Genomic DNA, 23,952 nt, shown 5'->3' with positions numbered 1-23,952 from the left:
TTTAAAACCAAAAATTCATAAAATCTTTTGTTTCGTTTTATAGACGTAAGCTAAAATTTCTGCGATGGCCTTAAAGTATTCTTCCGGCACCGCTTGGTCTATGTCGACCTGATCATAGAGCGCGCGGGCGAGCGGCCGGTTTTCTACGGTCATGATATCGTGCTCTTTCGCAATCGTTCTAATTTTCAAAGCCAAAATATCCGTTCCCTTTGCCACAACAAAGGGCGCGTCCATTTTTTCTTCATCATACTTTAAAGCAATGGCATAGTGGGTTGGGTTTGTAATGATGACGTCCGCTTTAGGGACTTCCTGCATCATCCGTCTCATGGCCATTTCCCGCTGACGCTGTTTAATCTTTGATTTGATGAGCGGGTCACCCTCTGATTTTTTATACTCATCTTTGATGTCTTGTTTGGACATCCGCAAGTTTTTTTCATAATCAAATTTCTGATACATATAATCAAGCCCTGCTAAAATCAGAAGAGCACCAGCAGCATACAGCCCCATAATTAAGGTCATATTTGCAACGAAATGAAGGGTTTCCTCTGCTGTTAATAAAGGAAGCCGCAGAATTTCGTCAAAGTGCATCCAAAGAGCAATAAATGTCGCAAAGCCTACAAAGCCAATTTTCAAAATGGATTTTAATAGCTCTACGAGGGCTCGAATACTGTATATCCGTTTAAACCCTTTGATTGGGTCAAGCTTTTCTAATTTCGGTTTGATCACTTCTGGTGAAAAGAGAAAGCCGACTTGTAAATAGTTACTGATAATGCCCGCCAGCATACCAACACCAAGGATTGGCATGAGGAGGAGCCCTGTTTCCTGAAGCAATTCCAAGAATAATTGATGAATATTAGATGTGCTAACCTTCATTAGCATGGTTGTTGAATAAAAACGTTCTATGAGCGCGATAATCCGCTCTTTCATAAAAGGCCCAATAAAAAAGAATGATAAAAAGATTAATAGAAATGAGATGGCTGTATTGACGTCGGTGCTTTTGGCAACCTGTCCTTTTTTACGTGAATCCCGCCTTTTTTTCGGCGTTGCTTTTTCTGTTTTTTCACCTGCGAAAAATTGCAAGTCTAGTCTAAGCCTTGTCATCATGACGAACCACCGACCAATGCTAAGAAATTCCTCATGGTGAGTACAATCGTTTCAAATGTATTTTGGACAACACCGAAGATGACGCCCATACAGATGATGATCATAATAAAACTCACACCCATTTTAATAGGAAGTCCAACCACAAATACGTTCATTTGCGGAACTGTACGTGCCACAATCCCCAGCGCCAAATCGACTAAAAACAGACTTGCCACGACAGGTGCCGAGATTTGAAAGGCGATGATAAACATTTGGTTGAAGCTCTTTGCGATAAAGTAAGCAAAGGATTCACTGCCGAAATTCAATGCGTATTGATCAACTGCAATGTATTGAAAGCTGTAATAGATTCCATCAAGCAGCAGGTGATGTGCGTTTGTTGCCAGCATCAACAGCAATGTGACCGTATAAAAAAACTGTCCCATCAGCGGCGTCTGCGCCCCTGTTTGCGGATCAATAATATTGGCAATCGCAAAACCCATTTGAAAATCAATGAATGAGCCGGCAATTTGAACAGCGGACACCATGATGTATGCAATCAGCCCAAGCAGAAGTCCGACCATTGCTTCTTTCACCGCAAGCATCATATAAAGACCGTCTATGTCGAGTGCTGGCGGTTCTTTTATGGTGCTAAAACTAATGACAGCTAAAAACAGTGAGAATCCAACTCTGTGTACAGCCGGGATCGTTCTATGCGCTAAAAGCGGTACTGTCACAAAAAAAGCGGTGATCCGAATAAAAACTAAAAGAAAAGCAGGGAATAATTCTATAATTGACATCGCTTATTAACCTGCAAATCGATCTAAATTCGAGAACAGCTCTGTCGTAAAGGACACGATTGTTGAAAGCATCCATGGACCAAACACAACAAGTCCAATGAGTACTGCAACAATCTTAGGAATAAACGCAAGCGTCTGTTCTTGAATTTGGGTTGTCGCCTGAAACACACTGACAATCAGTCCCACAATGAGTGCAAGCGCTAGAAGCGGCCCACTCACAAGCAATACCACATACACTGATCTTTCAGCCATCGTAATGACAAATTCTGAACTCATGTTTTAAGCACCTACTCTAAAAGCTTTGCAGCAAAGATTTAACGATCAAATACCATCCATCGACTAAAACAAATAACAATATTTTGAAAGGGAGCGATATCATAACCGGCGGAAGCATCATCATCCCCATTGACATCAGAACACTTGCGACCACCATGTCAATAATTAAAAATGGAATAAAGATCATAAAACCAATTTGAAATGCCGTCTTTAATTCTGAAATGGCAAAAGCGGGAACCATCGCCGTTAAAGGAATATCTTTAATCGATTCAGGTGTATCCATTTTTGCGTAGCTAAGAAATAAAGCCAAATCTTTTTGTCTTGTATGTTTACTCATAAACTCTTTAATAGGCACTTCGGCTTTTTCATACGCCTGATTTAACGTGATGTCATCATTTAAAAGCGGCGTCAGCGCCTCTTTATTAATCTGTGAGAACGTGGGTGCCATGATAAAAAATGTGAGAAACAACGCAAGTCCAACAAGCACTTGGTTTGGCGGCATTGAGTTGGTTGCAAGTGATGTTCTGACGAATGAAAGAACAATCACAATCCGTGTAAAACACGTCATTAAAATGAGAATGCCCGGTGCAACCGAAAATACTGTTAAAAGTAAAAGAAGACGGACAGATGTGCTGATGTTTCCTGCACCGCTGGAATTAAATAAATCAATAAACTCATTCATTTTGTTTCGGGCCTTTCTTTCTGACTTCTGATTGGGTCTTTTTCAATTCGGCTAGCTGCGCCTTTAAATTGGCTGAAAAAGAAGAAGTGGTCGGCTGATCATGTTTCTTTATCTGCGATGTGAATTTTTGAACCATTTTTGGTAAATCGGTTTTGCTTTCCATCGCTTCTTCATATTGTTTCACGATCGCTTCACATTCTTGTTCATCATCAATTTCTTTTAGCAGCTGGATTGAGTCTGCTACGCCGACAACTAATACTCGTTTTCCCACTTTGATCAGCTGGACTGAACGGTTTTGTCCGACTGTCGTTCCGCCGATATTTTCAACATAGCGAAATGGTTTGAGTAAGCGGTTTTGCTTACCAACAAATCTCACTAAACCATAAATAAGCAGGATGACAAAAAGTAAGGCACCAATCATTTTGACAAAATCCATAATGGAGACAGAAGAAGAGGGAACTTCTTCTGCCGGATTCGTTTGATTGTCAGTGGTTTTCTTCTCTGTATCCTTTTTGCTTTCTTTCTCACCTTTGAGCCAGTCATTCACTGTGCCATTCTCAGGATCTTTCGTTTCGGCAAACAGTGAGGCAGGCTGCATCGTCAAGAAAAGCATAAAACTGATCATTGCTATACATATCAAACGTTTTTTCAACAAATCTTACACCCTTTTTTAGCCTAACGTTTTATTAATTGCTTCAAGTACGCGGTCTGCCTGGAATGGCTTCACGATAAAGTCTTTTGCACCTGCTTGGATCGCGTCAATAACCATTGACTGCTGCCCCATTGCAGAACACATGATGATTTTTGCAGAAGCATCGATTTGTTTAATTTCTTTTAGTGCAGTGATTCCGTCCATTTCTGGCATTGTGATATCCATTGTGACAAGATCAGGAGATGTTTCCTTATATTTTTCAACTGCTTGTGCGCCGTTTTCTGCTTCTCCTACTACATCAAATCCGTTTTTTACAAGAATATCCTTGATCATCATTCTCATGAATGCTGCATCATCTACGATTAATACCTTAGTAGCCATTTACTTATTCTCTCCCTGTATGTTTGTTTATTTTAAATTAGAAAGTCTTTCTGACTGGCTTAAAATGTCAGTCACACGAACACCAAAGTTCTCATCAATGACAACGACTTCCCCTTTGGCGACGATTCGTTTGTTAACTAGGATGTCTACTGGCTCACCAGCAAGTTTGTCCAGTTCAATGATACTTCCTGCTGAAAGCTCAAGAACTTCTTTTACACTGCGCTGAGTTCTTCCAAGTTCCACCGTAATGGAAAGCGGAATGTCCATCAGCATGTCAAGGTTTCCAAGCTGGTTTGTTGTATGCTGAGGCTCACTGAACGATTCAAATTCAACTGGCGCCACATTTACAGGTGCTGCCGGCTTTGGCTTCGCCTGTCTTTTCGGCGGTGCTGCTTGCTGCGCTGGGGCAGACTGCGTTTGCGGAGCTGCCGGCTGAGGTTCAGGTGCACTCACTTCTTCTTGAACCGGCTCTTCTCCTTGCGCAGGATCTGTTAATTCTGCGATTAAATCCTTCGCAAATGTAATAGGATAAAGCTGCATAATATTTGAATCGATGAGTTCACCTATTTTTAATCTGAAGGATACTTTGACAAGCATTTCTTCAGCTGGAATGCGGTCTGTCCCTTCTCCTTCTTTCACATCAAGTAATTCGACGCGCGGCGGAGAAATATCAATCTTTTTATTAAAGACAGTCGACATGGATGTCGCAGCAGAACCCATCATTTGGTTCATTGCTTCTTGTACTGCACTTAAGTGAATTTCGCTTAAAGAAGGGTCAGCATTTGTCCCGTCTCCGCCCATCATTAAGTCCGCAATAACTGCTGCATCTGTTTGCTGGACGACAAGCAGGTTACTTGCGCTGAAGCCTTCCGTATAATTCACTTCAATAGCAACATACGGATGAGGAAATTCCTCATTCAGCATACTTTTTTGAATCACTGTAACAGTTGGAGTTGTAATCTCCACTTTTTGATTTAATAGGGTTGAAAGTGCTGTTGCAGAGCTGCCGAATGAAATATTTCCGATTTCTCCAATAGCATCTTGCTCCATTGCAGAAAGGACTGTATCAGGCTCTATATCGTCATTGCTGCCTCCTTTAAGGAGCGCATCGATTTCGTCTTGTGATAATTTACTTCCGTTATTCTCCATCTTCTTCACCTCTTATGTCGTGATCTAGAATTTGAATCGCCTGTTTCCGATTCACGCGGCCGGCCTGTCCCAAGAATTTCGGTTTATTTCCGACCATAACAGTAAGAGGCGCATTTACTGGTTTGTCCAAGGCAATACAATCACCAATTTCCAAATTCAAAAACTCTTCCACCGTCATTTCCGATTGTCCCAGCTCTGCGACTACCGGTATTTTTGCCTTCATAATCCGTTTTTCAATGGCCTTTGTTTCTTGCTGTTTTGGTTCATTTCGTTCAGACTGCATCCAGTAGTGTACAGACAGCTTCGGAATAATAGGCTCTAATACAACGTGAGGAATACATAGGTTAATAACCCCGCTTACCTCGCCAATCTGTGTATTAAGAGAAATGACGACAACTGTTTCGTTTGGTGACACCATTTGAACAAACTGGGGATTTACCTCGAAATCTGCCATTTCAGGCTCGATGTCGGTTATGGACTGCCACGCTTCTCTGTAATTTTCCAAAGCTCCCTCAAACATGTTTGAGATAATCTTTGTTTCAATTTCTGTAAGTGATTCTGTCTTATTATGACTAATGCCAATCCCGCCCATCAGCCTGTCCATCATCGCATAGCCGATTGTTGGGTTTACTTCAAGCATGATTCTTCCTTCAAGCGGGCTGACATAAAATAAGTTTAATAATGTCATATTAGGAATCGAACGAATAAATTCTTCGTATGGTACTTGGTCAACCGAGCTGACAGTAATTTGAATATATGATCTTAGCTGCGCTGAAAAATGCGTGGTGAGCAGTCTAGCGAAGTTATCATGAATCCTTGTTAAACTTCGAATCTGGTCTTTTGAAAAGCGCAGTGCACGTTTAAAGTCATACACCTTCACTTTTTTCGTCGTTTCCTCTTTTTTCAGCTCTTCTGCATCCATTTCGCCTGTTGAGATGGCGGATAATAATGCGTCGATCTCATTCTGGGAAAGCACTTCTCCTGACATTTCTTCACCTCCATCGCGTTAATTAATCGCCTCTATTGCAGATTAAAGGAGGTTATATATACTTCTTTCACCTTGCCATCTTGCAAATAGTTATTCACTTTGTTTTTGACTTGTGTTTTAAAATGTTCTCTGCCTTTTTTGCCATCAAGTTCATCTGCATTCGTGTCTGATAAAATGTCGATTACAGCATCTTTTACCTGGAAACTTCTTTTCTCAAGCTCTGATTTTGCTTTTTCAGAGTCCGTTTCAATATTCAGGACAAGTTTGACAGCATTTCCTTCAGACTTTAAATTGGTGATAATCTCAGGAATTTCAACAGAAGCTTTTACGACTTCATCTGCTGTTGGCTCTTTTTCAGCTTTTGCTTCGTCTGACCCATTCAGCAGAAAAAAGATGCCTGCTCCAATTCCGACGATGGCAATAATCATGATTAGCATTACTACGACTAATTTCTTCTTCATTCAAACTCCTCTATTCCTTGATTCAATGAAATGACTTGGATTTTTCTGTAGAAAGAAATGATTTTCTCTTGAAGCTGCTCTTCATCTTCTTTCACAACGAATTTCTTTCCATTGGCCAAAGTAATGGTCGTGTCTGGAAAACTTTCGATTTGCTCGATATGGAGAGCGTTCAGCATAAATCCTTTGCCATTTAATCTTGTCACTTCAATCATATTAAGCAGAGAAGCGAGCATCCGCTCCCCCTACCTCCTATCGTTTCAGATTCACAAGCTCTTGCAGAATTTCATCAGATGTTGTAATCGTCTTTGCATTCGATTGGAATCCACGCTGCGCGATAATCATTTCGGTAAACTCGTCTGTTAAATCAACGTTTGACATTTCAAGTTTCCCTGTTTGGATCACGCCAGTTCCTTCTTCACCAGGTACGATAGGATTACTTGGTGCACCTGAGCTTAACGTTTGGCGGTAAAGGTTGTCACCAACTTTGTCTAATCCTCCAGCGTTACGGAAAGATACGAGTGAAATCTGTCCAACATTTCTAGATACGTTGTTTTCAACAACCGAAACCGTTCCATCTGGACCAACACTTACACTTGAAACGCCATCTGGAATCGTTATCTTTTGTCCATTCATTCCAAGTAGATAATTTCCATCAGGGGTGACTAAGCTTCCCTCTGAATCAGTGTCGAAATTCCCTGTTCTTGTATAAAGAATTTCTCCTTGACTTTCAATACGGAAAAACCCATCACCATTGATATAGAAGTCGTAAGGTTCATTTGTATTTTGAGAAGATCCCGCTGACATGATTTTATCAATAGAAGATAAAGATGACCCTAAACCAATTTGTTTTGAGTTGATTGAACCAGAGTTGTTCGTTGGTCCACCTGAACTTCCAATGGTTTGGCTGACCATATCTTTAAACGTGATACGGCTCTTTTTGTATCCGTGTGTATTGACGTTGGCTACGTTGTTGGCTACCACATCTAATTTTGATTGGAAGTTTTTCATTCCGCTAATTCCTGAGTAAAGTGAGCGTAACATTTATTTTCCTCCTCGAATTACTTCGTTTTTTCTCCAACTGCTGTAACATCCCAAGGGCTGATTTTCGTTCCATCTTCTAAAACAAGTAAGTATTCATTGTCTATGTTTTTAACAGACTTCACAGTGCCCGATATCTCTTTATCATCCAATTTGCCCGATACTTCTTTACCAATCCAGCCTACATACGTCGTAAACGGATCTTGGTGTGCAACAAATGTAGACATGAGCTGATTTAGTTTAGTGATCGAATCGTTCATATTGGTTTGCTGTTCTAAAGATGAAAATGTCGCCAGCTGCGTGACAAACTCACGGTCATCAAGCGGGTTTGTCGGATCTTGGTTTTGAAGCTGCGTGAGCAAAATTTTCAAGAATTGATCTTTGCCAAGCGTATCTGTTTTCTTTTCTGCTTTTGAAGAAGTGTCTGCTTGTGCGGCTGTTCTATTCGTAGCATCAACTGTTGCCATTAGATCTCCTCCTCTTCTTCATCTGACCCAACAAGAGCATCCAGTACATCTTGGAATTCTGTTTCCTGTTCATCAGTCTGCTGGAAATTCTGTCCTTTTGGCTGCTGCTGCTTGTTTTCTTCACTAAACTGTCCAAATAACGGCTGCTCATTTGATTGAAGCGGTATATGGAAACGGTCCACTTGAACCGACATATTCGGAAGCGCCTGCTTGAGCTGCGGCAGATGATGCTCTAACAGCTCTTTCGCTGCTTGCGTTGAAGCTGTAATTTTACTCGCATACATCCCGTTTTGCTTTGTTAGCTGAATGGTAATGAATCCAAGATTTTCCGGATTTAACCGAACGGTAAAGCGTCCGCTTGAATTGCCAAACGGCGTGAATTTCATTTGCTTCCACGTGTTTAGAATTTGCTGATCAACCGTTCCTGGCTTTTCATCAGTCGTTTGTGTCTGCTGAACAGGAGCCGCTGACTGCAGTTGGAAAAACTGCTTATGACCTGGCAGAAGCGAGTGGGTCATTATTTTTTCAGAAGCTGGTGCAGCAGCGCTTTGTCCTTTAACGACTTCTTTTTTGATGAGCCACTCAAGAGATGCATTCCCTTTTGCCGGAGAAGCGAGTGTAGATTCTTGTTTTGGAGAGATTAGTTCCTTCAACTCTCCTAGTGAAATTTTCCACTCTTTGTCAGACCCTTTCGCATTCGCCATCATATGGTCGATTAGCTGATTAAAGTGCTTTAGCTCACTTTGAGTCATCGAATTCAGCTTTGGCGCTGAACCCTGCGAGAAGAACTGCTCTTTTACTTGCTGAATGAGTTTTTCATCTACCCCGTTTTTAGAAAGAAAGTGGATAAAGTCTTGACCTTTCCCTTCAATATCCTGCACAAGTTTCGCATCAAAGCTGAGCGGCTGTTGATTGAGCAACTGATAGATGAAAAAGTGGACTTGTATGAGCTGTTCACTATGCTCAGAACCTGGCTTTTCAGCTTGATCACCGTAAATGGAAGATTCCATTTTTTGAAATAGTTCTTCAAGTGACTTGAGATCAGATAATTCAAGCGTTTGACCTTGTAGTGTTTGAAGCGCACTGAGTAAGTCTGCGCTCATTCCTTCTTCAGGTGATTGCATCCATTTTTCAACAATTTGCATCGCATCATTGATAGAAAGAGAGGCAAGAGCGGCTGTTTCAGCATGAACAGGGCCGCTTTGAGCGCCTGCTCCGCTAAGCAATTGTTTAAACAAACCGCGTGCAGATGCAGCGCCGTCTCCTTTTAGCCCTGAGAGACCTTGAGAAGATTGCTGTAAGGCTCCAATATCCAATAGCTTCACTTATTGTCCACCCCCATTTTCACTTTCTTCTTTTTTGGCAAGCTCTTTTGTAAACGTTGCTGCCTTCTGAGGTGTCAATTTTGCTAATATGTCTGTCAGTTTATTTTTGCTCAGCTCTTCAAGGATTTTTAACGCCTCTTTATCACTTAATTCTGATAAAATTTTGGCGGATTTCCCTGGGTCCATGCTTTCATAAATGCTGGCGACCTTTCCTTTTGTCTGCTGATTAGAGGAAGCCGCTGCATCAGAGGACGCCCCTGCTGAGTTATTACCTGACGTGTTATTTGATGAGCCGTTATTCGATGAACTGTCATTGGCTGACGTATTCTTTGCATCATTTTCAGATGTTTTTTCAAGTGAGTTGATTTTTTGATTCAATCTTTTAATCTCTTCATCACTTGTTTTCAAATCTTTTTGTGCAATTTCGAGCTCATTTTTTTGCTCTTTAATGGTCTTTTTCAGTTCTTTCAACTCTGCATCGCTTTGATCATTAGGTGAAGATGACGTTTTTGAGGTGTCATCTGAACCAACCAAACTGCTGATCCCAGGAATGTTTTGAAGCGGTTTTTTTAGATCAAAACCTGCCATATAAAGGATCGTGCCAGTGACAATCACAAGCACAATCAATGGGATGATGACAATAAACAAGATCCATTGAAATTTTCCGCCGCCTGATTCCTTCGTTTTTTCCTTCTTAGGCATTCATCTCGACTCCTAATGTCCTTGAAACATGAATTGGCTGATAGAGATATCATCCATTTCTTTCATTTCAATTGCCTTATGTTCAAGGGAGAACTTTTCAAATTGCTTTTCTTTCATTTTTTCAAACTTTTTAAACTCAATGTTTTTTTCAGTTAAATCAGATTGTTTTTCATTCATTTGGTGACGTTTCATGATCACAAGCTGCTGATAATGCTGAATGGTGTTATCTAAGTTGGTCACAAATTGCTGGTAATGACGCATTTCTTGAACACTCATTCCACTTCTCAGCTTTTCTTCTTTGCTTTTTTCCATCAGCTCTTTTTTACTCATATTTTCAAAGAGTTTTTCAGCGACTTGCTCAAATGCCGAAACGGATTGTTGGTACGCTGCGAGTGACTTGTCTTTTTCACTTTCTTTCAGTTCTAAGAGCTTTTGAAATTTGTATTGATATCTCACTGTTTTTGTCAATCCTCTCTATTCATCAAACTGAGCAATAAACTCACACTGTCTTCAATAGATACAGCCTCTTCTACATCCTGCTTCAAAAATGAAATCAGATGAGGATAAGCCTGCATGGCCTCATCAATATCTTTGGAGGAGCCTTTTTTATATGCTCCAATATTAATGAGGTCTTCAGCGTTTTGATAAGTGGACAAAAGCTGGCGGAACCGGTTAGCCGCTTCCTTGTGATCATGACTTGCGATATTACTCATGACACGGCTGATACTTTTCAAAATGTTAACAGCGGGAAATTGTCCTTTGTTGGCTAAAGCACGATCAAGTACAATGTGCCCGTCAAGGATCCCCCTCACTGTATCAGCGATCGGCTCGTTCATATCGTCTCCATCAACAAGCACTGTGTAAAACGCTGTGATGGAACCAAGCTGATTTGTCCCAGTTCGTTCGAGCAATTTTGGCAGTATAGCGAACACTGAAGGCGTATATCCTTTTGTTGTTGGCGGCTCGCCAGTTGCGAGTCCTATTTCCCTTTGCGCCATGGCGATCCTCGTAACAGAATCCATCATGAACATGACATTTTTGCCTCTGTCTCTGAAATATTCCGCAATGGCTGTTGCAGTATACGCAGCTTTCAGTCTCGTCAGTGCAGGCTGGTCAGAAGTAGCAACGACAACAATTGATCGCTTCAGTCCTTCAGAACCTAAATCCTTTTCAATAAACTCACGAACTTCACGGCCACGCTCTCCAACAAGGGCAATGACATTCAGGTCTGCTTCTGTCTGCTTTGCAATCATCCCCATTAAGGTACTTTTTCCAACACCACTTCCGGCAAAAATCCCGATCCTTTGACCAGTGCCAACTGTGAGCAGACTGTCGATGACTCTAACACCAACACCCATCTTTTCTCGAATAGGCGGCCTGTCCATTGGATTTGGGGGTGACTGATCTGTCGAAACAGGTGCAAGTCCCTTTGGAAGCATACTGCCATCAAGCGGATGACCGAAGGCATCAACGACTTCACCTATTAATCCAGTTCCTACTTTGACCTTCAGCGACTCACCCGTCGCTTCAACAAGACTTCCTGGTGAAATATTGGATGCTTCTACATAAGGCATGAGCAGAATGTTTTCATCTCTAAACCCTACGACCTCTGCTTTTATTGGATGGTGCTTGCTCCCTTTTTTATGAATGAGACAAACATCTCCGATCGAACTCTCTGGCCCCTTAGATTCAATCATGAGCCCAACCACTCGATTGACTTTACCAAATCGTTTATAAGGATCGGCAGTTTCAATCGTTTCTTTTAGTACATCCATTTTCATTTGTGATCACCTGAATCAATGACTTCTAATAATTTTTCTTTCAACTGATTCATTTGGGTATCAACACTCGCTTCCACTTTTCCAAAACTTGTTTCTACGTAACAAGTTCCTTTTGGCGCTTTTTCATCCGAGTAAATGGCAAGGTGTGTATCCTTCTGAAGGATTCTAATCAATTCGTCTTTATATTCCATCACATGCTCGTAATGTCCAGGGTCAACATAGATGGAAATATCATCATATTCTTTCACTTCTGAAATGACCTGCTTCACAAGAGCCAAAAATTGATCTTTCGTGTCCTCAGCTGCATTCCAAACGCGTTTGGCGAGTTCAAAAGCGAGTTCTACAATTTGCTCAGCAGAGCTTTCAATTTTTTCTTCGTAATCCTGCCTTGCAAGACTGACGATGTCATTTGCTTGATCAAGAATAGCTTGGTACTGCATATTCGCATCTGCTTCGCCCTTTTGGAAGCCTTCTTGATAACCTGCTTGTTTCGCTTCTTCAATGAGCTGCATTCTTTCCTCTTCAAAATCAGTCCGGCGCTGATTGATTTCAGCCATTGTTTTTTCCAGCTCACTGTTTGCTTGTTCTAATATGCGGCTCGCTTGATCTTCTGCATCACTGAGTACTAGCTGCGATGCTTCAGTTTCATTGACAAGCTCTTCTTCGTGATGTTCTCTTTTAAAGTTTACTTGCTGTAAAGGAATCGTTTGCCGCCCTTGTTCAGGAATAACAGATGTTTCATGTTTGATAATCCTAGACAATGATATCGTCTCCTCCGCCTCGAGCTATGACGATTTCTCCAGCTTCCTCAAGTCGTCTTACGATGCTGACAATACGGGTTTGTGCTTCCTCGACATCTCTAAGCCGGACAGGCCCCATAAACTCCATTTCTTCTTTGAATGTTTCGACCATCCGCTGTGACATGTTGCGGAAGACAATTTCTTTGACTTCTTCGCTTGCCACTTTGAGTGCGAGCAATAAGTCATCATTTGCAACATCTCTGATGACACGCTGAATCGCTCTGCTGTCAAGAGTGACAATATCTTCAAAGACAAACATACGTTTCTTAATTTCATCAGCAAGCTCTGGATCTTGAATTTCAAGTGTGTCTAAAATGGTTTTCTCAGTTGCACGGTCTACACCATTTAGCACTTCTACAACCGCTTCGACTCCGCCCGTTTGCGTATAGTCCTGCGTAAAGGTTGAAGAGAGCTTTTGTTCAAGAATACGCTCCACCTCATTGATGATCTCTGGAGATGTACGGTCCATTAAGGCAATACGTCTCGCAACCTCAGTTTGTACTTCCTCGCCTAACTCAGATAAAATTTGCCCAGCCTGCACTGGATCCAGGTAGGAAAGGATAAGTGCTATCGTTTGTGGATGCTCATGCTGGATAAAGTTTAAAATTTGTTCTGGGTCAGCCTTTCGAGCAAAATCAAATGGTTTCACTTGAAGAGAGGATGTTAGCCTGTTTAAGATGCTGTCCGCTTTATCCTCACCAAGCGCTTTTTCAAGCACTTGTCTTGCGTACATAAGACCGCCCTGCGATATGTAGTCCTGCGCGATGGCAATGCTGTGAAACTCTTCGATGACTTCATCTTTTTTAGCAGTATCTACACTTCGTACATTGGAAATTTCTAATGTTAATTTTTCTATTTCGTCTTCAGACAGATGTTTGTATACAGATGCTGACACGTCTAGCCCTAAGGAAATCATTAGGATTGCTGCTTTTTGTCTGCCTGTTAGTCGATTTGGATCTTTTCTCGACATGTGTATTCCTCCTAATCCTCGGACAGCCAGCTGCGTAGCAATTTAGCAAAGTCTTCTGGTTTTTCTTTTGCCATTTTTTCAAGCTGATTTTTTCTCACCATTTCTTCTGTTTCTGGTTCAGTGTCGATATCAGGAACATCGATTGGTGTACGTTCATCAAACTCAAACTCTTCTTCCTCATCTCTTCTACGCTTGCGTACAAGAAGAATGATAAGAGCGATAATTGCAAGTAGAAGCACACCGCCTACAATATAAACCCAAATTGGAATATTGTTTGAAGGGTTATCTGCCGCAGTTTGCTGTTTACCGTCTAATTTTGATACAGATAAAACGATTTTGTTATCTAAGTCGGCTTGAGTGAGCGCTTGACCATTTGTGTATTCTTTATCAATCGATGTGCTAATGATCGTTGAAAGAATCTTTTTGATATCATCTTGTCTTTCAGCCGTTAAAGAGTTTACATCGTTTGCAGTTGGTGGTTCGACCAATGCTTGAATGCCAACATCTCTAATTTTATAAGGGCTTTCTTTGATATCTTTATGAATGCGGTTGACTTCATAATTGATGCGATCTTCGCTCTTTTCGTAATCTCCGCTTCCATTCGCTCCATCGGCACCTTGATAATTTGTGACATCATCGTCACCTGTTCCAGCGGTGCCTCCAGCTGCTGCGCCGTTACCTGAATAAGTTTCAGCAATCTTTTCAGCGCTGACAGCAATCCCCTGCATGTTTTCTTTATCAACAGGTTCTACTAGGTCTTCTTTTCTTTTTTCTTCAGTAAAATCAATGTCTGTTGTGACCGATACAGCCACTTTATCTTGACCCATCATTGTTCCGAGCAGCTGCTGAATTTTTCTTTGAAGATTCTTTTCGATTTCCTCTTTTTTCTGCTGCTGTGCATCCATTCCACTTGCATAGGAATCGGAGCTGGTGTTTAAGTCGTAGTAGTTGGAATCTTGGTCCATAATGACAATGTTTTCTGTTTTTAAATTCGGCACACTTTTTGAAATAAGATGATAAAGGCCTTTTACTTGCTGCGGTGTGAGCGTGTAGCCCGGCTCAACTTGCAGCACTATGGATGCTGATGCATTACTTTGCTCTTCTCCAACAAAAACGGAATCTTTTGGCAGGTTAATCATCACTTTTGAATCTTTAATCCCATCAATTGTGTTGATCAGATTGGATAGTTCTGTCTGAGTTGCGTCTACTTTCAGAACATCAAATTCATTATCTGTTAAACCGAAGCCTGAATTGTTTGCAAAGAAGGAATAATCAATGTTGCCTGTCTTAGGGAGCCCTTCGGATGCGAGTGTTACTTTTAAAGAATCTGCTTGCTTTTCTGGAACGAGAATCGTTGTTCCATTGTTTGCAAGTTCCGATTTAACGTTTTTGCCATCTAGTTCCTGTTTGATTTGTCCAGCTTCTGCCTCAGACAAGTCTCTAAAGAGCGGAACCATTTTTTCAGAAGAAGCAAAGATGCTAACAACCGTAATAATGATTGCTAGGGCAGCAACGCCGCCAATCATGAGTATTTTTTGTAATTTTGATCGATTTCGCCAAAACTCAACTGTTTTTGTTCTTAATTGCATTAAAGTACGATTCATCTTAACCCCCGGTCATTCCATTCAGTCTTTTTTTGTCCACCAGCACCTCCTACATCTGCATTCTCATAATCTCTTGGTACGCTTCGACTGCTTTATTTCGAAACTCTGTTGCAGCTGTGAGTGTGACACTCGCTTTTTGCGCGGCAATCATGACTTCATCGAGATTGACATCTTTTCCTTGTGCAAGCGCATTTGTATACTGGTCTGATTTCAGCTGTGATTGATTTAATGCCTCAATGGAATTCTTCAGCACATCAGAGAAATTCGTTTGACTTTTAGGTGCAGCCGCCTGAATGGGCGTTGCATTCGTCAATTCACTTGCTTGCTGAGCAGTTTGAAGCTGGAAAGGAGATATTGCATTAACCAATTGTTTTCACCTTACTTTCCTATTTCTAAAGCTTTCATCAGCATGCTTTTATTCGCATTTAGAGCAGTTACGTTTGCTTCATATGATCTTGAGCTGCTGATGAGGTCGACCATTTCTTTTAATGGATCGACATTTGGTGTTTGAACATATCCATTTTCATTGGCATCGGGATTTGTAGGATCATATTGAAGGTTGAATGGAGTTTCGTCTTCAGTAATCTTTGTTACTTTGACGCCGTTTCCTAATTTGCCGCTCGAATTCATACTTGAGTTCAATATAGATGAAAACGATTCACCTGACGGCTGTAATGTGACAAGCTTACGTCTATAAGGCTCCCAGTTGCCATCAACCTGTTTAGCTCTTGTCGTATCCATATTTGCAAGGTTTGAGGATACAACGTCCATTCTGAGCCTCTGTGCCGTTAATGCTGAGGCCGAAGCGTTCACTCCTGAAAAGATCGACATCACTTACCTCCTGTCAAAACTGTTTTAAGAGAATTGAATTTCCCGCTCATTCTTTCCACCAGCGCATTATACTGAATTTGGTTTTTAGCGAGTTCACTCATCTCTTGATCAATATCGACATTATTTCCGTTTTCTTGATAAGAAGTACGGTTGCTCGAAACAACTGAATAATTAGACCCTGTTTTTGAAAAATCAATGTGACCTTGGTACGTTTTTTTAGCATCTAATTTGATTGACGCATCATTTAGCATGTCATGGAATGCGACGTTTTTCGACTTGTAGTTCGGTGTATCTATATTCGCGATATTATTACTTATGACTTTTTGCTTAACATTCGCTCTGCCCAAGGCATTCTCAAGGTTGCTTATCGTTCCAGAAAATATATCCAAAACCATATACCTCCAATCATATGTATTTCATTCCATTTAATCATGTCGAGATTTGTAAAACCATATGTTCATTGTAAGAAATAATAGGATTAAAGTCTATGATGTATATGTAAAAAAAACTCGTAATATATATCTATTTTACGAATAGGTATAAAGGCCTAGATTCAAAGCACTACAGATTTGTAAGGGGTTTCTTGGAAAAAAGAGTGACATTTTTCGGACAAATCCTCATTTTTTCACATAAAAAAACCCTTTTCAGCATTTATTTCGGCCAAAAAGGGTTTTTGATTAATGAGATTTTAAATTTTCGAGTTCAATTAAAAATTTGTTGTTTAACACTTTGATGTACGTTCCCTTCATTCCAAGAGAACGAGATTCGATTACGCCTGCACTTTCTAACTTACGTAAGGCGTTTACGATCACTGAACGCGTAATCCCTACACGATCTGCAATTTTACTTGCGACAAGAAGACCTTCGTTTCCATCCAGCTCTTCAAAAATGTGCTCAATCGCTTCAAGCTCACTATATGAAAGAGAGCTGATCGCCATTTGGACAACCGCTTTGCTTCTTGCTTCTTCTTCGATTTCTTCTGCTTTCTCGCGAAGAATCTCCATTCCAACAACTGTTGCCCCGTATTCAGCAAGAATTAAATCATCATCTGTGAATGTATCTTGTAAGCGGGACAGGATTAACGTACCTAAACGATCTCCTCCGCCGATAATTGGGACAATTGTTGTTAAGCCTGATTGGAATAAGTCACGGTTCTCAATCGGGAAAGCTGTATATTCACTGTTAATATCAAGGTTTGAAGACGTTTCAGGGACATTGAATAGACTCTTTGTATATTCCTCAGGGAACTGACGATCTTCAAGCATTTTTTTCATACGTGCATTTTCGATCTGCTGATTAATGGAGTAGCCAAGAAGCTTTCCCCTTCTGCTTAATACGAAAATGTTTGAATCAATGACATCTCTCAGTGTTTCTGCCATTTCTTTAAAATTAACTGGTTTCCCCGCTGCATCTTGCAGCATTGAGTTAATAATCCTTGTTTTTTGTAGTAACGCCATAATAATGATCCTCCTAGATTACTTTATTCATTTGTTAAAGTATAAATTGACTTAAATCTTTGTTATTTGCAATCTTTCCTAGCTTCTCTTCGACATACTGAGGGGTAATGGTCACTGTCTCCATCGTAATATCAGGCGCCTCAAATGAAAGCTCTTCAAGCAGCTTCTCAAGTATGGTATGAAGCCTTCTTGCACCGATGTTATCTGTCTCCTGATTGACATGATAAGCCACTTCGGCAATCTTATGAATAGCATCGTCAGAAAATTCAAGAGATATACCTTCTGTTTCAAGTAAAGCTTTATATTGCTTTAATAATGCATTATCTGGTTCCGTTAAGATTTTCACAAAGTCTTCTATACTTAATTTATCTAATTCTACACGGATTGGGAAACGTCCCTGAAGCTCCGGAATCAAATCTGATGGCTTTGCCATATGAAATGCACCTGCTGCAACAAACAGCACATGATCAGTTTTAACGGCACCATATTTCGTCATCACAGTTGAACCTTCTACAATCGGTAAAATATCACGCTGAACCCCTTCACGAGAAACATCTGCAGATGATGCACCACCGCTTTTGGCAATTTTGTCGATTTCATCGATAAAAATAATTCCTTGCTGCTCTGCTTTGTAGACCGCTTCCTGACTGACTTCATCCATATCAATCAGTTTTGAAGCTTCCTCAGCCGTTAACGCCTTTCTTGCTTCTCTGACAGTCAGCTTTCTGCGTTTTTTCTTTTTAGGCATGAGATTGCCGAGCGCATCCTGCATGTTCATACCCATTTGCTCCATACCCGAGCCTTGAAGCATATCAAACATGGAAGGCTGCTGTTCTTCTACTTCAATCGTGACGTAATGATCTTCAAGTTCTCCCATAGCCAGCTGATGAGCGATTCGCTTTCTTGTCGATTCGAGTTCCACTTCTTCATTTGAATGATCTCGATCACGGTCATCTTCATCAGAACCGCCAAACAGCATCTCAAAAGGATTTTTCACAGACTGGCTCTTTTTCTTACCAGGAACAAGTAAATGAACAAGACGTTTATTTGCTTGTTTTTCTGCTTCTTCTTGAACATCTTTCATCTTTTCTTCTTTGACAAGTCTAATCGCTGTTTCAACTAAATCTCTCACCATGGACTCTACGTCACGGCCGACATAACCCACTTCAGTAAACTTCGTCGCTTCCACTTTAATAAAAGGCGCACCAGAAATTCGAGCAATTCTGCGGGCAATTTCTGTTTTCCCCACACCTGTTGGGCCAATCATTAAAATGTTTTTAGGAACGACTTCATCCTTTAGCTTATCATGTAAAAGACTTCTTCTGTAACGGTTTCTTAAAGCCACCGCCACTGCTTTTTTCGCATCAAGCTGACCAATGATGTATTGATCAAGCTTTTCAACTATCTCTCTTGGGGTAAACGGCTTTTTCTCCATACGTCTCATGTCCTTTCTATTCAAGCTCTTCTAAAGTGATTTGATCGTTCGTGTAGACACAGATTTCTCCGGCCGTTTCAAGAGCGGCCTTTGCAATTTCTCTCGCTGTGAGATGATCACCTGCATGGGTTTTGAGAGCTCTCCCGGCGCTAAGCGCATAGTTGCCGCCTGAGCCAATTGCCAAAATCCCATCATCTGGTTCAATGACCTCTCCAGTTCCAGAGACGAGCAAAATACTTTCTTTATTCATGACGATGAGCATAGCCTCAAGCTGCCTTAGCATCTTGTCACTTCGCCATTCCTTCGCTAGTTCTACGGCTGCCCGCTTTAAGTTACCACCATATTCTTCAAGCTTTGTTTCAAACTTTTCAAAGAGTGTAAAAGCATCTGCTACTGAACCTGCAAAACCTGCAAGCACCTTGCCTCCGAAAAGACGGCGCACTTTTTTTGCTGTGTGTTTCATCACGACAGCCTGCCCGAAAGTAACTTGACCGTCGCCAGCCATTGCACTTTTTCCTTTATGTTGAACGGCAAAGATGGTTGTTGCATGAAATGATGACATGAAAAAACCTCCTTTTAGGATCGTTTAAAAGCCCTTGGGTGATGAGACATGTACGTGTTTCTTAAAGAATCTTTTGATACATGCGTGTACACCTGTGTAGATGATAAATTTGAATGACCGAGAAGTTCTTGAACACTTCTCAAATCTGCTCCCTCGTTTAAGAGATGCGTGGCAAAGGTGTGCCTCAACATGTGAGGATGGATATGTAATGTACCTGACGCCTTTTTCATTAATTCAGTGAGAATGAATCGAACACCTCTGTCTGTAAGAGGCGTCCCGCGCTGATTCAAAAACACATGAGTATCAGCACGGTCTTTCCCCTTAGCTTTCAGCTTCTGCCTTCCATCCTCTAAATAAGTAATGAGCGCTTCATGAGCATATGACCCGAAAGGAACATACCGCTGCTTGCTGCCTTTCCCATGAACAAGCACTGTATCCATCGATAAATCAAGATCAGATTCTTTTAATGAACATAACTCACTGACCCTCATACCTGTTGCATAAAGAAGTTCTAAAATGGCTTGATTTCTTTGCCCAAGTGGTGTGCTGACATCAGAAACTGTAAAAAGCTCTTTTAGTTCCTCTTCATACAAAAATGAAGGAATCCGCTTATCCTGCTTTGGTAAGCTAACGAGTAAAAAAGGATTTTCTTTCACAAGCTGTTCTCTTAATAGAAATTTATAAAAGCTGCGAAGCGCAGAGACTTTCTTACTAATCGTTCTTCTTGTCAGGCCTTTTTCATAAGCTTCTGTTAAATAAATTCTCGTATCTTGATAGGATACCTCTTCAAAACCGTCTATTCCTTGAATGTTCATAAATCTGACAAACTCTTCAATGGCTTCTGTATATCCTGAGATCGTTAAAGCTGAATAGTTTTTTTCAATTTGCAGATATTCAATGAATAAGTGGACAAGACGCTGTTTATTCGTCATTTTTACACCTCTTTAAGGCTTTTAAATGGTATCACATATCTTGCTTTCCGTGCAATGTTTTACTACAGAGATTTCGAAATAGTTTGAATAGTTTCGATTGCACGCTTAGCGTACTCTGCATAACGTTCTTGTTTGTTTTTAATTCGAACTCCTAGATCTTTCAGCAAACCAAAATTCGCATTCATCGGCTGGAAGCTTTTCTTGTTTGTCGATGTGATGTAGTGAGCCATACTGCCAATCGCTGTTTCCTCCGGAAGTGTCACAAGCTCTTCTCCTTTGACAAAACGAGCGGCGTTAATACCAGCCACTAGTCCCGACGCTGCGGACTCGACATACCCTTCAACGCCTGTCATTTGTCCGGCAAAGAATAGATCATCTCTATTTTTAAACTGATAAGTCGGTCTTAAAAGGCTTGGCGAGTTAATAAATGTATTACGGTGCATCACGCCGTAACGGACAATCTCTGCTTCTTCAAGACCTGGAATCAAACGGAATACTTCCTTTTGATCGCCCCACTTCAGATGTGTCTGGAAGCCAACGATGTTATATAAAGTACCTGCTGCATCATCCTGTCTTAATTGAACAACAGCGTAAGGTCTTTTGCCTGTTTTCGGATCTTCAAGTCCTACTGGCTTCATCGGACCAAACAGCATCGTTTTCTTTCCTCTTTTCGCCATGACTTCAATTGGCATACAGCCTTCAAAGAAGATTTCTTTTTCAAATTCTTTTAATGGTACAGTTTCAGCAGAAATGAGCGCCTCATAAAAACGATCGAATTCTTCTTCTGTCATTGGACAGTTTAAATAAGCAGCTTCTCCTTTGTCATAGCGAGATTTCAAGTACACCTTATCCATATCAATGCTGTCTTTCTCTAGAATAGGTGCTGCTGCATCGTAGAAATAGAGATATTCTTCTCCTGTTAACGATTTTAATTCTTTGGAAAGTGCTTCAGATGTCAGCGGGCCAGTCGCGATAATTGTCGGACCTTCTGGAATGCTCTGCACCTCTTCTTGAAAGACAGTAACATTCGGATGATTTTTCACGCGGTCTGTCACGTTTGCTGCAAATTCATGACGGTCTACTGCAAGCGCGCCGCCAGCAGGAACTGAGCTTTCATCTGCTGCTGCGATAATAGCTGAATCTAAATGACGCATTTCTTCCTTTAATACACCTACTGCATTCGTCAAAGCATTCGCACGCAGTGAGTTGCTGCATACAAGCTCCGCAAATTTATCTGTGTGGTGAGCCGGCGTTTGTTTCACAGGTCTCATTTCATATAAATTGACTTTAATGCCTCGTTTAGCGATTTGCCATGCTGCTTCACTTCCAGCTAAACCGGCTCCGATCACATTTACAAATTGACTCATTGTACAACTCTCCTATTTCGTAAGGTCTGTTTGATGACATAAAAAAGCAGGTGAACAAGGCTGCTCACCGCTATTTTTGTTGTTCCTCTTTATAATCACAGTTCACACATTGAACTTGAACGCCTTTTTTCAGCTTTTTCTCTACAAGCATATTTTCGCATTTTGGACACTTTCTTTCAATTGGTTTGTCCCAAGAGACGAATTCACACTCAGGAAAACGATCACAGCCGTAAAAAATGCGGCGTTTCTTCGATTTTCGTTCAACAATGTTTCCTTCATGACATGACGGGCATTTGACACCGATATCTTTGACAATTGGTTTTGTGTTACGGCAGTCAGGAAAGTTAGAGCAAGCCATGAACTTACCGTATCGACCCATTTTGTACACCATCGGATGTCCGCACTCTTCACAATCAACACCTGCGTATTCCGGCTCAATCTCAACTTCTTGCATCTCTGCTTCAGCTTTTTCTACCCGTTTTGCAAAGTCTTGATAGAAGCTGTCGATAATACGAACCCATTCGATCGTACCTTCTTCAACACTATCAAGTTCCTTTTCCATTTTCGCTGTAAATTCAACGTTAATGATTTCAGGGAAGAATTCAATGATTAAGTTGAGTACAATCTCTCCAAGCTCTGTCGGAGTAAATCGTTTATTATCAAGTGCGACATAGCCGCGCTTTTGAATCGTATCTAATGTTGGTGCATACGTAGATGGACGGCCTATACCGAGCTCTTCAAGTGTTTTGACCAATCTTGCCTCAGTGTAACGCGGAGGCGGCTGTGTGAAGTGCTGTTCAGGTTCGATATCTTTTGAAAGAACTGTATCCCCTTCTTTGAGATCAGGAAGCATTTTGTCCTTTTCCTCTAGCTGGTCGTCCTTTCCTTCCACATAAACCTTCATAAACCCAGGAAATTTCACTTTACTGCCATTCGCACGGAAAGTAAGACCGTTATGATCAAGATCCACACTCATTGTATCAAGAACAGCCGGCGCCATTTGGCTTGCCACGAATCGTTCCCAAATCAATTTATACAGACGAAGCTGATCGCGGCTTAGCACATGCTTGACATCTGCCGGTTTTCTTAACGTAGAAGTCGGGCGGATGGCTTCGTGAGCATCTTGTGCATTTTCATTCTTTTTGGCCGGTCGTTTTGTTGTGTTTAAGAAATTCTTGCCGTACGTCTGATCAATGAAAGCAGATACTTCTTCAATCGCCGTATTGGAAATACGTGTTGAGTCCGTTCTCATATATGTAATGAGACCGACTGTACCTTCTTTACCAAGATCAATTCCTTCATATAATTGCTGTGCAATCATCATTGTTTTTTTCGCACGGAAGTTTAATTTTCTTGCAGCTTCCTGCTGTAAAGTAGAAGTCGTAAACGGAACGGCTGGATTACGTTTCCGCTCTTTTTTCGTTACTTTCTCTACAGAGAATTTGCTTCCTTTTAATTTCGAAAGGATTTCTTTTACATCTTCTTTTGTTTTCAATGGATGTTTTTTGCCATTGAGGTCAAAGAAACTCGCTTCGAAGCTTTCTTTTCCTTTAAGGAATGTACCGTCAATTGTCCAGTATTCTTCTGGTTTAAATTCATTAATTTCATTCTCGCGATCAATAATCAGGCGGAGTGCAACTGATTGAACACGTCCGGCACTTAAGCCCTTTTTCACTTTCTTCCATAAAATCGGACTGATTTTATACCCAACGAGACGATCTAAAATCCGTCTTGCCTGCTGCGCATCAACTAAGTCCATATTGATCATACGTGGATGCTTAAAGGAATCCTTAATCGCATCTTTTGTAATCTCGTTAAAAACAACGCGGCAGTCAGAAGAGAGGTCAAGGTCAAGGCTGTGTGCTAAATGCCAAGCAATCGCTTCTCCCTCTCTATCGGGGTCAGCTGCGAGATAGACTTTTTTTGCTTTTTTCGCCGCTGTTTTTAATTCTTTTAAAACTGGGCCTTTCCCGCGAATCGTAATATATCTCGGTTCGAAGTCATGCTCAGTGTCAACACCGAGCTGACTTTTCGGTAAATCCCTTACGTGCCCCATTGAAGCTTTTACTTTATACTTTTTTCCTAAATAACGCTCAATCGTTTTCGCCTTTGCTGGCGACTCAACGATGACTAAATAATCAGCCATACTCAAAATCCCCCTTAAGAGGTGTTCTCTCTTTATACATTTCACAATTCATATTTATGTTAATTG

General features: G+C 41.0%; 28 protein-coding genes. All 28 read right to left on the bottom strand.

Features of this window, described 5'->3' with window-relative positions; translation table 11 throughout:
* Nucleotides 1–15 precede the first annotated feature (15 nt).
* The gene (flhB, locus tag MHB41_RS07945; RefSeq protein WP_029707677.1) at nt 16–1,104 is read right to left on the bottom strand and encodes a flagellar biosynthesis protein FlhB; all 1,089 of its coding nucleotides are present in this window, start codon (nt 1,102–1,104) and stop codon (nt 16–18) included.
* The gene (fliR, locus tag MHB41_RS07940; RefSeq protein WP_024426982.1) at nt 1,101–1,880 is read right to left on the bottom strand and encodes a flagellar biosynthetic protein FliR; all 780 of its coding nucleotides are present in this window, start codon (nt 1,878–1,880) and stop codon (nt 1,101–1,103) included. The genes flhB and fliR overlap by 4 nt, the downstream gene beginning before the upstream one ends.
* Nucleotides 1,881–1,886: 6 nt before the next feature.
* Nucleotides 1,887–2,156: a flagellar biosynthesis protein FliQ gene (gene fliQ, locus MHB41_RS07935; RefSeq protein WP_003211206.1), complete on the bottom strand. Its 270-nt coding sequence runs from the start codon at nt 2,154–2,156 to the stop codon at nt 1,887–1,889.
* 16 nt (nt 2,157–2,172) lie between these two features.
* On the bottom strand, nt 2,173–2,838 hold the full coding sequence (fliP, locus tag MHB41_RS07930) for a flagellar type III secretion system pore protein FliP (RefSeq protein ID WP_008354479.1): 666 nt from the start codon (nt 2,836–2,838) through the stop codon (nt 2,173–2,175).
* Nucleotides 2,831–3,451, bottom strand: a complete 621-nt coding sequence (gene fliZ, locus MHB41_RS07925) for a flagella biosynthesis regulatory protein FliZ (RefSeq protein WP_231293995.1) — start codon at nt 3,449–3,451, stop codon at nt 2,831–2,833. The genes fliP and fliZ overlap by 8 nt, the downstream gene beginning before the upstream one ends.
* 57 nt (nt 3,452–3,508) lie before the next feature.
* Entirely contained in the window at nt 3,509–3,871 is a 363-nt protein-coding gene (locus MHB41_RS07920; RefSeq protein WP_007499584.1) for a response regulator, read from the bottom strand.
* Between the two features lie 27 nt (nt 3,872–3,898).
* Nucleotides 3,899–5,020 (bottom strand): flagellar motor switch phosphatase FliY, encoded by a 1,122-nt coding sequence (fliY, locus tag MHB41_RS07915; protein ID WP_024426980.1) that lies wholly within the window; start codon nt 5,018–5,020, stop codon nt 3,899–3,901.
* A complete protein-coding gene (gene fliM, locus MHB41_RS07910; protein WP_024424167.1) occupies nt 5,010–6,008 on the bottom strand; it encodes a flagellar motor switch protein FliM in 999 nt (332 codons plus the stop codon). The genes fliY and fliM overlap by 11 nt, the downstream gene beginning before the upstream one ends.
* A 32-nt stretch (nt 6,009–6,040) precedes the next feature.
* Nucleotides 6,041–6,469, bottom strand: a complete 429-nt coding sequence (fliL, locus tag MHB41_RS07905) for a flagellar basal body-associated protein FliL (RefSeq protein WP_024424168.1) — start codon at nt 6,467–6,469, stop codon at nt 6,041–6,043.
* Complete coding sequence (locus tag MHB41_RS07900) at nt 6,466–6,681, bottom strand: flagellar FlbD family protein (RefSeq protein WP_008344794.1); 216 nt, start codon at nt 6,679–6,681, stop codon at nt 6,466–6,468. Before MHB41_RS07900 ends, fliL begins: the two co-directional genes overlap by 4 nt.
* 37 nt (nt 6,682–6,718) lie before the next feature.
* Nucleotides 6,719–7,510 carry a flagellar basal body rod protein FlgG gene (gene flgG / locus MHB41_RS07895; protein WP_024426979.1) on the bottom strand — a complete coding sequence of 264 codons (792 nt, stop codon included), beginning with the start codon at nt 7,508–7,510 and terminating at the stop codon, nt 6,719–6,721.
* A 17-nt stretch (nt 7,511–7,527) separates the two neighbouring features.
* Nucleotides 7,528–7,974, bottom strand: coding sequence for a flagellar hook assembly protein FlgD (flgD, locus tag MHB41_RS07890; protein WP_024426978.1), 447 nt, complete (start codon nt 7,972–7,974; stop codon nt 7,528–7,530).
* Entirely contained in the window at nt 7,974–9,299 is a 1,326-nt protein-coding gene (locus MHB41_RS07885) for a flagellar hook-length control protein FliK (RefSeq protein WP_024426977.1), read from the bottom strand. The genes flgD and MHB41_RS07885 overlap by 1 nt, the downstream gene beginning before the upstream one ends.
* Nucleotides 9,300–10,001, bottom strand: coding sequence for a MotE family protein (locus MHB41_RS07880; protein WP_024426976.1), 702 nt, complete (start codon nt 9,999–10,001; stop codon nt 9,300–9,302). It lies immediately after the preceding gene.
* A gap of 12 nt (nt 10,002–10,013) precedes the next feature.
* Nucleotides 10,014–10,457 (bottom strand): flagellar export protein FliJ, encoded by a 444-nt coding sequence (gene fliJ / locus MHB41_RS07875; RefSeq protein WP_024426975.1) that lies wholly within the window; start codon nt 10,455–10,457, stop codon nt 10,014–10,016.
* Between the two features lie 8 nt (nt 10,458–10,465).
* Nucleotides 10,466–11,782, bottom strand: coding sequence for a flagellar protein export ATPase FliI (gene fliI, locus MHB41_RS07870; RefSeq protein WP_098676874.1), 1,317 nt, complete (start codon nt 11,780–11,782; stop codon nt 10,466–10,468).
* The gene (gene fliH, locus MHB41_RS07865; RefSeq protein ID WP_217008593.1) at nt 11,779–12,543 is read right to left on the bottom strand and encodes a flagellar assembly protein FliH; all 765 of its coding nucleotides are present in this window, start codon (nt 12,541–12,543) and stop codon (nt 11,779–11,781) included. The genes fliI and fliH overlap by 4 nt, the downstream gene beginning before the upstream one ends.
* Nucleotides 12,536–13,552 carry a flagellar motor switch protein FliG gene (fliG, locus tag MHB41_RS07860; protein ID WP_217008592.1) on the bottom strand — a complete coding sequence of 339 codons (1,017 nt, stop codon included), beginning with the start codon at nt 13,550–13,552 and terminating at the stop codon, nt 12,536–12,538. Before fliG ends, fliH begins: the two co-directional genes overlap by 8 nt.
* Nucleotides 13,553–13,563: 11 nt before the next feature.
* Nucleotides 13,564–15,156: a flagellar basal-body MS-ring/collar protein FliF gene (gene fliF / locus MHB41_RS07855; RefSeq protein ID WP_024424177.1), complete on the bottom strand. Its 1,593-nt coding sequence runs from the start codon at nt 15,154–15,156 to the stop codon at nt 13,564–13,566.
* Nucleotides 15,157–15,205: 49 nt separating this feature from the next.
* Nucleotides 15,206–15,523, bottom strand: coding sequence for a flagellar hook-basal body complex protein FliE (gene fliE, locus MHB41_RS07850; RefSeq protein ID WP_340900365.1), 318 nt, complete (start codon nt 15,521–15,523; stop codon nt 15,206–15,208).
* A gap of 11 nt (nt 15,524–15,534) precedes the next feature.
* Nucleotides 15,535–15,987, bottom strand: coding sequence for a flagellar basal body rod protein FlgC (flgC, locus tag MHB41_RS07845; protein ID WP_024424179.1), 453 nt, complete (start codon nt 15,985–15,987; stop codon nt 15,535–15,537).
* Complete coding sequence (flgB, locus tag MHB41_RS07840) at nt 15,987–16,376, bottom strand: flagellar basal body rod protein FlgB (RefSeq protein ID WP_012009952.1); 390 nt, start codon at nt 16,374–16,376, stop codon at nt 15,987–15,989. The genes flgC and flgB overlap by 1 nt, the downstream gene beginning before the upstream one ends.
* Nucleotides 16,377–16,664: 288 nt before the next feature.
* On the bottom strand, nt 16,665–17,444 hold the full coding sequence (gene codY, locus MHB41_RS07835) for a GTP-sensing pleiotropic transcriptional regulator CodY (RefSeq protein WP_007499612.1): 780 nt from the start codon (nt 17,442–17,444) through the stop codon (nt 16,665–16,667).
* A 34-nt stretch (nt 17,445–17,478) separates the two neighbouring features.
* Complete coding sequence (hslU, locus tag MHB41_RS07830; protein ID WP_024424180.1) at nt 17,479–18,879, bottom strand: HslU--HslV peptidase ATPase subunit; 1,401 nt, start codon at nt 18,877–18,879, stop codon at nt 17,479–17,481.
* Nucleotides 18,880–18,895: 16 nt separating this feature from the next.
* The gene (gene hslV, locus MHB41_RS07825) at nt 18,896–19,441 is read right to left on the bottom strand and encodes an ATP-dependent protease subunit HslV (protein WP_034281773.1); all 546 of its coding nucleotides are present in this window, start codon (nt 19,439–19,441) and stop codon (nt 18,896–18,898) included.
* A gap of 14 nt (nt 19,442–19,455) precedes the next feature.
* Entirely contained in the window at nt 19,456–20,373 is a 918-nt protein-coding gene (xerC, locus tag MHB41_RS07820; RefSeq protein ID WP_034281771.1) for a tyrosine recombinase XerC, read from the bottom strand.
* Nucleotides 20,374–20,435: 62 nt separating this feature from the next.
* The gene (gene trmFO, locus MHB41_RS07815) at nt 20,436–21,740 is read right to left on the bottom strand and encodes an FADH(2)-oxidizing methylenetetrahydrofolate--tRNA-(uracil(54)-C(5))-methyltransferase TrmFO (protein WP_024424183.1); all 1,305 of its coding nucleotides are present in this window, start codon (nt 21,738–21,740) and stop codon (nt 20,436–20,438) included.
* A gap of 70 nt (nt 21,741–21,810) precedes the next feature.
* A complete protein-coding gene (gene topA / locus MHB41_RS07810) occupies nt 21,811–23,886 on the bottom strand; it encodes a type I DNA topoisomerase (protein ID WP_340900368.1) in 2,076 nt (691 codons plus the stop codon).
* Nucleotides 23,887–23,952: the final 66 nt, after the last annotated feature.

The sequence above is a fragment of the Bacillus sp. FSL H7-0578 genome, assembly GCF_038630855.1.
GTDB classification, from domain to species: domain Bacteria; phylum Bacillota; class Bacilli; order Bacillales; family Bacillaceae; genus Bacillus; species Bacillus safensis.
The sequence above is the reverse complement of the archived record's forward strand: the minus strand, read 5'-3'. Positions and strand labels throughout refer to the sequence as shown.

Excerpts from the sequence above, each read along its gene's own strand:
- flhB (WP_029707677.1), bottom strand. The coding sequence starts at position 1,104 with ATGATGACAAGGCTTAGACTAGACTTGCAATTTTTCGCAGGTGAAAAA.
- fliR (WP_024426982.1), bottom strand. The coding sequence starts at position 1,880 with ATGTCAATTATAGAATTATTCCCTGCTTTTCTTTTAGTTTTTATTCGG.
- fliQ (WP_003211206.1), bottom strand. The coding sequence starts at position 2,156 with ATGAGTTCAGAATTTGTCATTACGATGGCTGAAAGATCAGTGTATGTG.
- fliP (WP_008354479.1), bottom strand. The coding sequence starts at position 2,838 with ATGAATGAGTTTATTGATTTATTTAATTCCAGCGGTGCAGGAAACATC.
- fliZ (WP_231293995.1), bottom strand. The coding sequence starts at position 3,451 with ATGCTTTTCTTGACGATGCAGCCTGCCTCACTGTTTGCCGAAACGAAA.
- MHB41_RS07920 (WP_007499584.1), bottom strand. The coding sequence starts at position 3,871 with ATGGCTACTAAGGTATTAATCGTAGATGATGCAGCATTCATGAGAATG.
- fliY (WP_024426980.1), bottom strand. The coding sequence starts at position 5,020 with ATGGAGAATAACGGAAGTAAATTATCACAAGACGAAATCGATGCGCTC.
- fliM (WP_024424167.1), bottom strand. The coding sequence starts at position 6,008 with ATGTCAGGAGAAGTGCTTTCCCAGAATGAGATCGACGCATTATTATCC.
- fliL (WP_024424168.1), bottom strand. The coding sequence starts at position 6,469 with ATGAAGAAGAAATTAGTCGTAGTAATGCTAATCATGATTATTGCCATC.
- MHB41_RS07900 (WP_008344794.1), bottom strand. The coding sequence starts at position 6,681 with ATGATTGAAGTGACAAGATTAAATGGCAAAGGATTTATGCTGAACGCT.
- flgG (WP_024426979.1), bottom strand. The coding sequence starts at position 7,510 with ATGTTACGCTCACTTTACTCAGGAATTAGCGGAATGAAAAACTTCCAA.
- flgD (WP_024426978.1), bottom strand. The coding sequence starts at position 7,974 with ATGGCAACAGTTGATGCTACGAATAGAACAGCCGCACAAGCAGACACT.
- MHB41_RS07880 (WP_024426976.1), bottom strand. The coding sequence starts at position 10,001 with ATGCCTAAGAAGGAAAAAACGAAGGAATCAGGCGGCGGAAAATTTCAA.
- fliI (WP_098676874.1), bottom strand. The coding sequence starts at position 11,782 with ATGAAAATGGATGTACTAAAAGAAACGATTGAAACTGCCGATCCTTAT.
- fliG (WP_217008592.1), bottom strand. The coding sequence starts at position 13,552 with ATGTCGAGAAAAGATCCAAATCGACTAACAGGCAGACAAAAAGCAGCA.
- fliF (WP_024424177.1), bottom strand. The coding sequence starts at position 15,156 with ATGAATCGTACTTTAATGCAATTAAGAACAAAAACAGTTGAGTTTTGG.
- flgC (WP_024424179.1), bottom strand. The coding sequence starts at position 15,987 with ATGTCGATCTTTTCAGGAGTGAACGCTTCGGCCTCAGCATTAACGGCA.
- codY (WP_007499612.1), bottom strand. The coding sequence starts at position 17,444 with ATGGCGTTACTACAAAAAACAAGGATTATTAACTCAATGCTGCAAGAT.
- hslU (WP_024424180.1), bottom strand. The coding sequence starts at position 18,879 with ATGGAGAAAAAGCCGTTTACCCCAAGAGAGATAGTTGAAAAGCTTGAT.
- hslV (WP_034281773.1), bottom strand. The coding sequence starts at position 19,441 with ATGTCATCATTTCATGCAACAACCATCTTTGCCGTTCAACATAAAGGA.
- xerC (WP_034281771.1), bottom strand. The coding sequence starts at position 20,373 with ATGACGAATAAACAGCGTCTTGTCCACTTATTCATTGAATATCTGCAA.
- trmFO (WP_024424183.1), bottom strand. The coding sequence starts at position 21,740 with ATGAGTCAATTTGTAAATGTGATCGGAGCCGGTTTAGCTGGAAGTGAA.
- topA (WP_340900368.1), bottom strand. The coding sequence starts at position 23,886 with ATGGCTGATTATTTAGTCATCGTTGAGTCGCCAGCAAAGGCGAAAACG.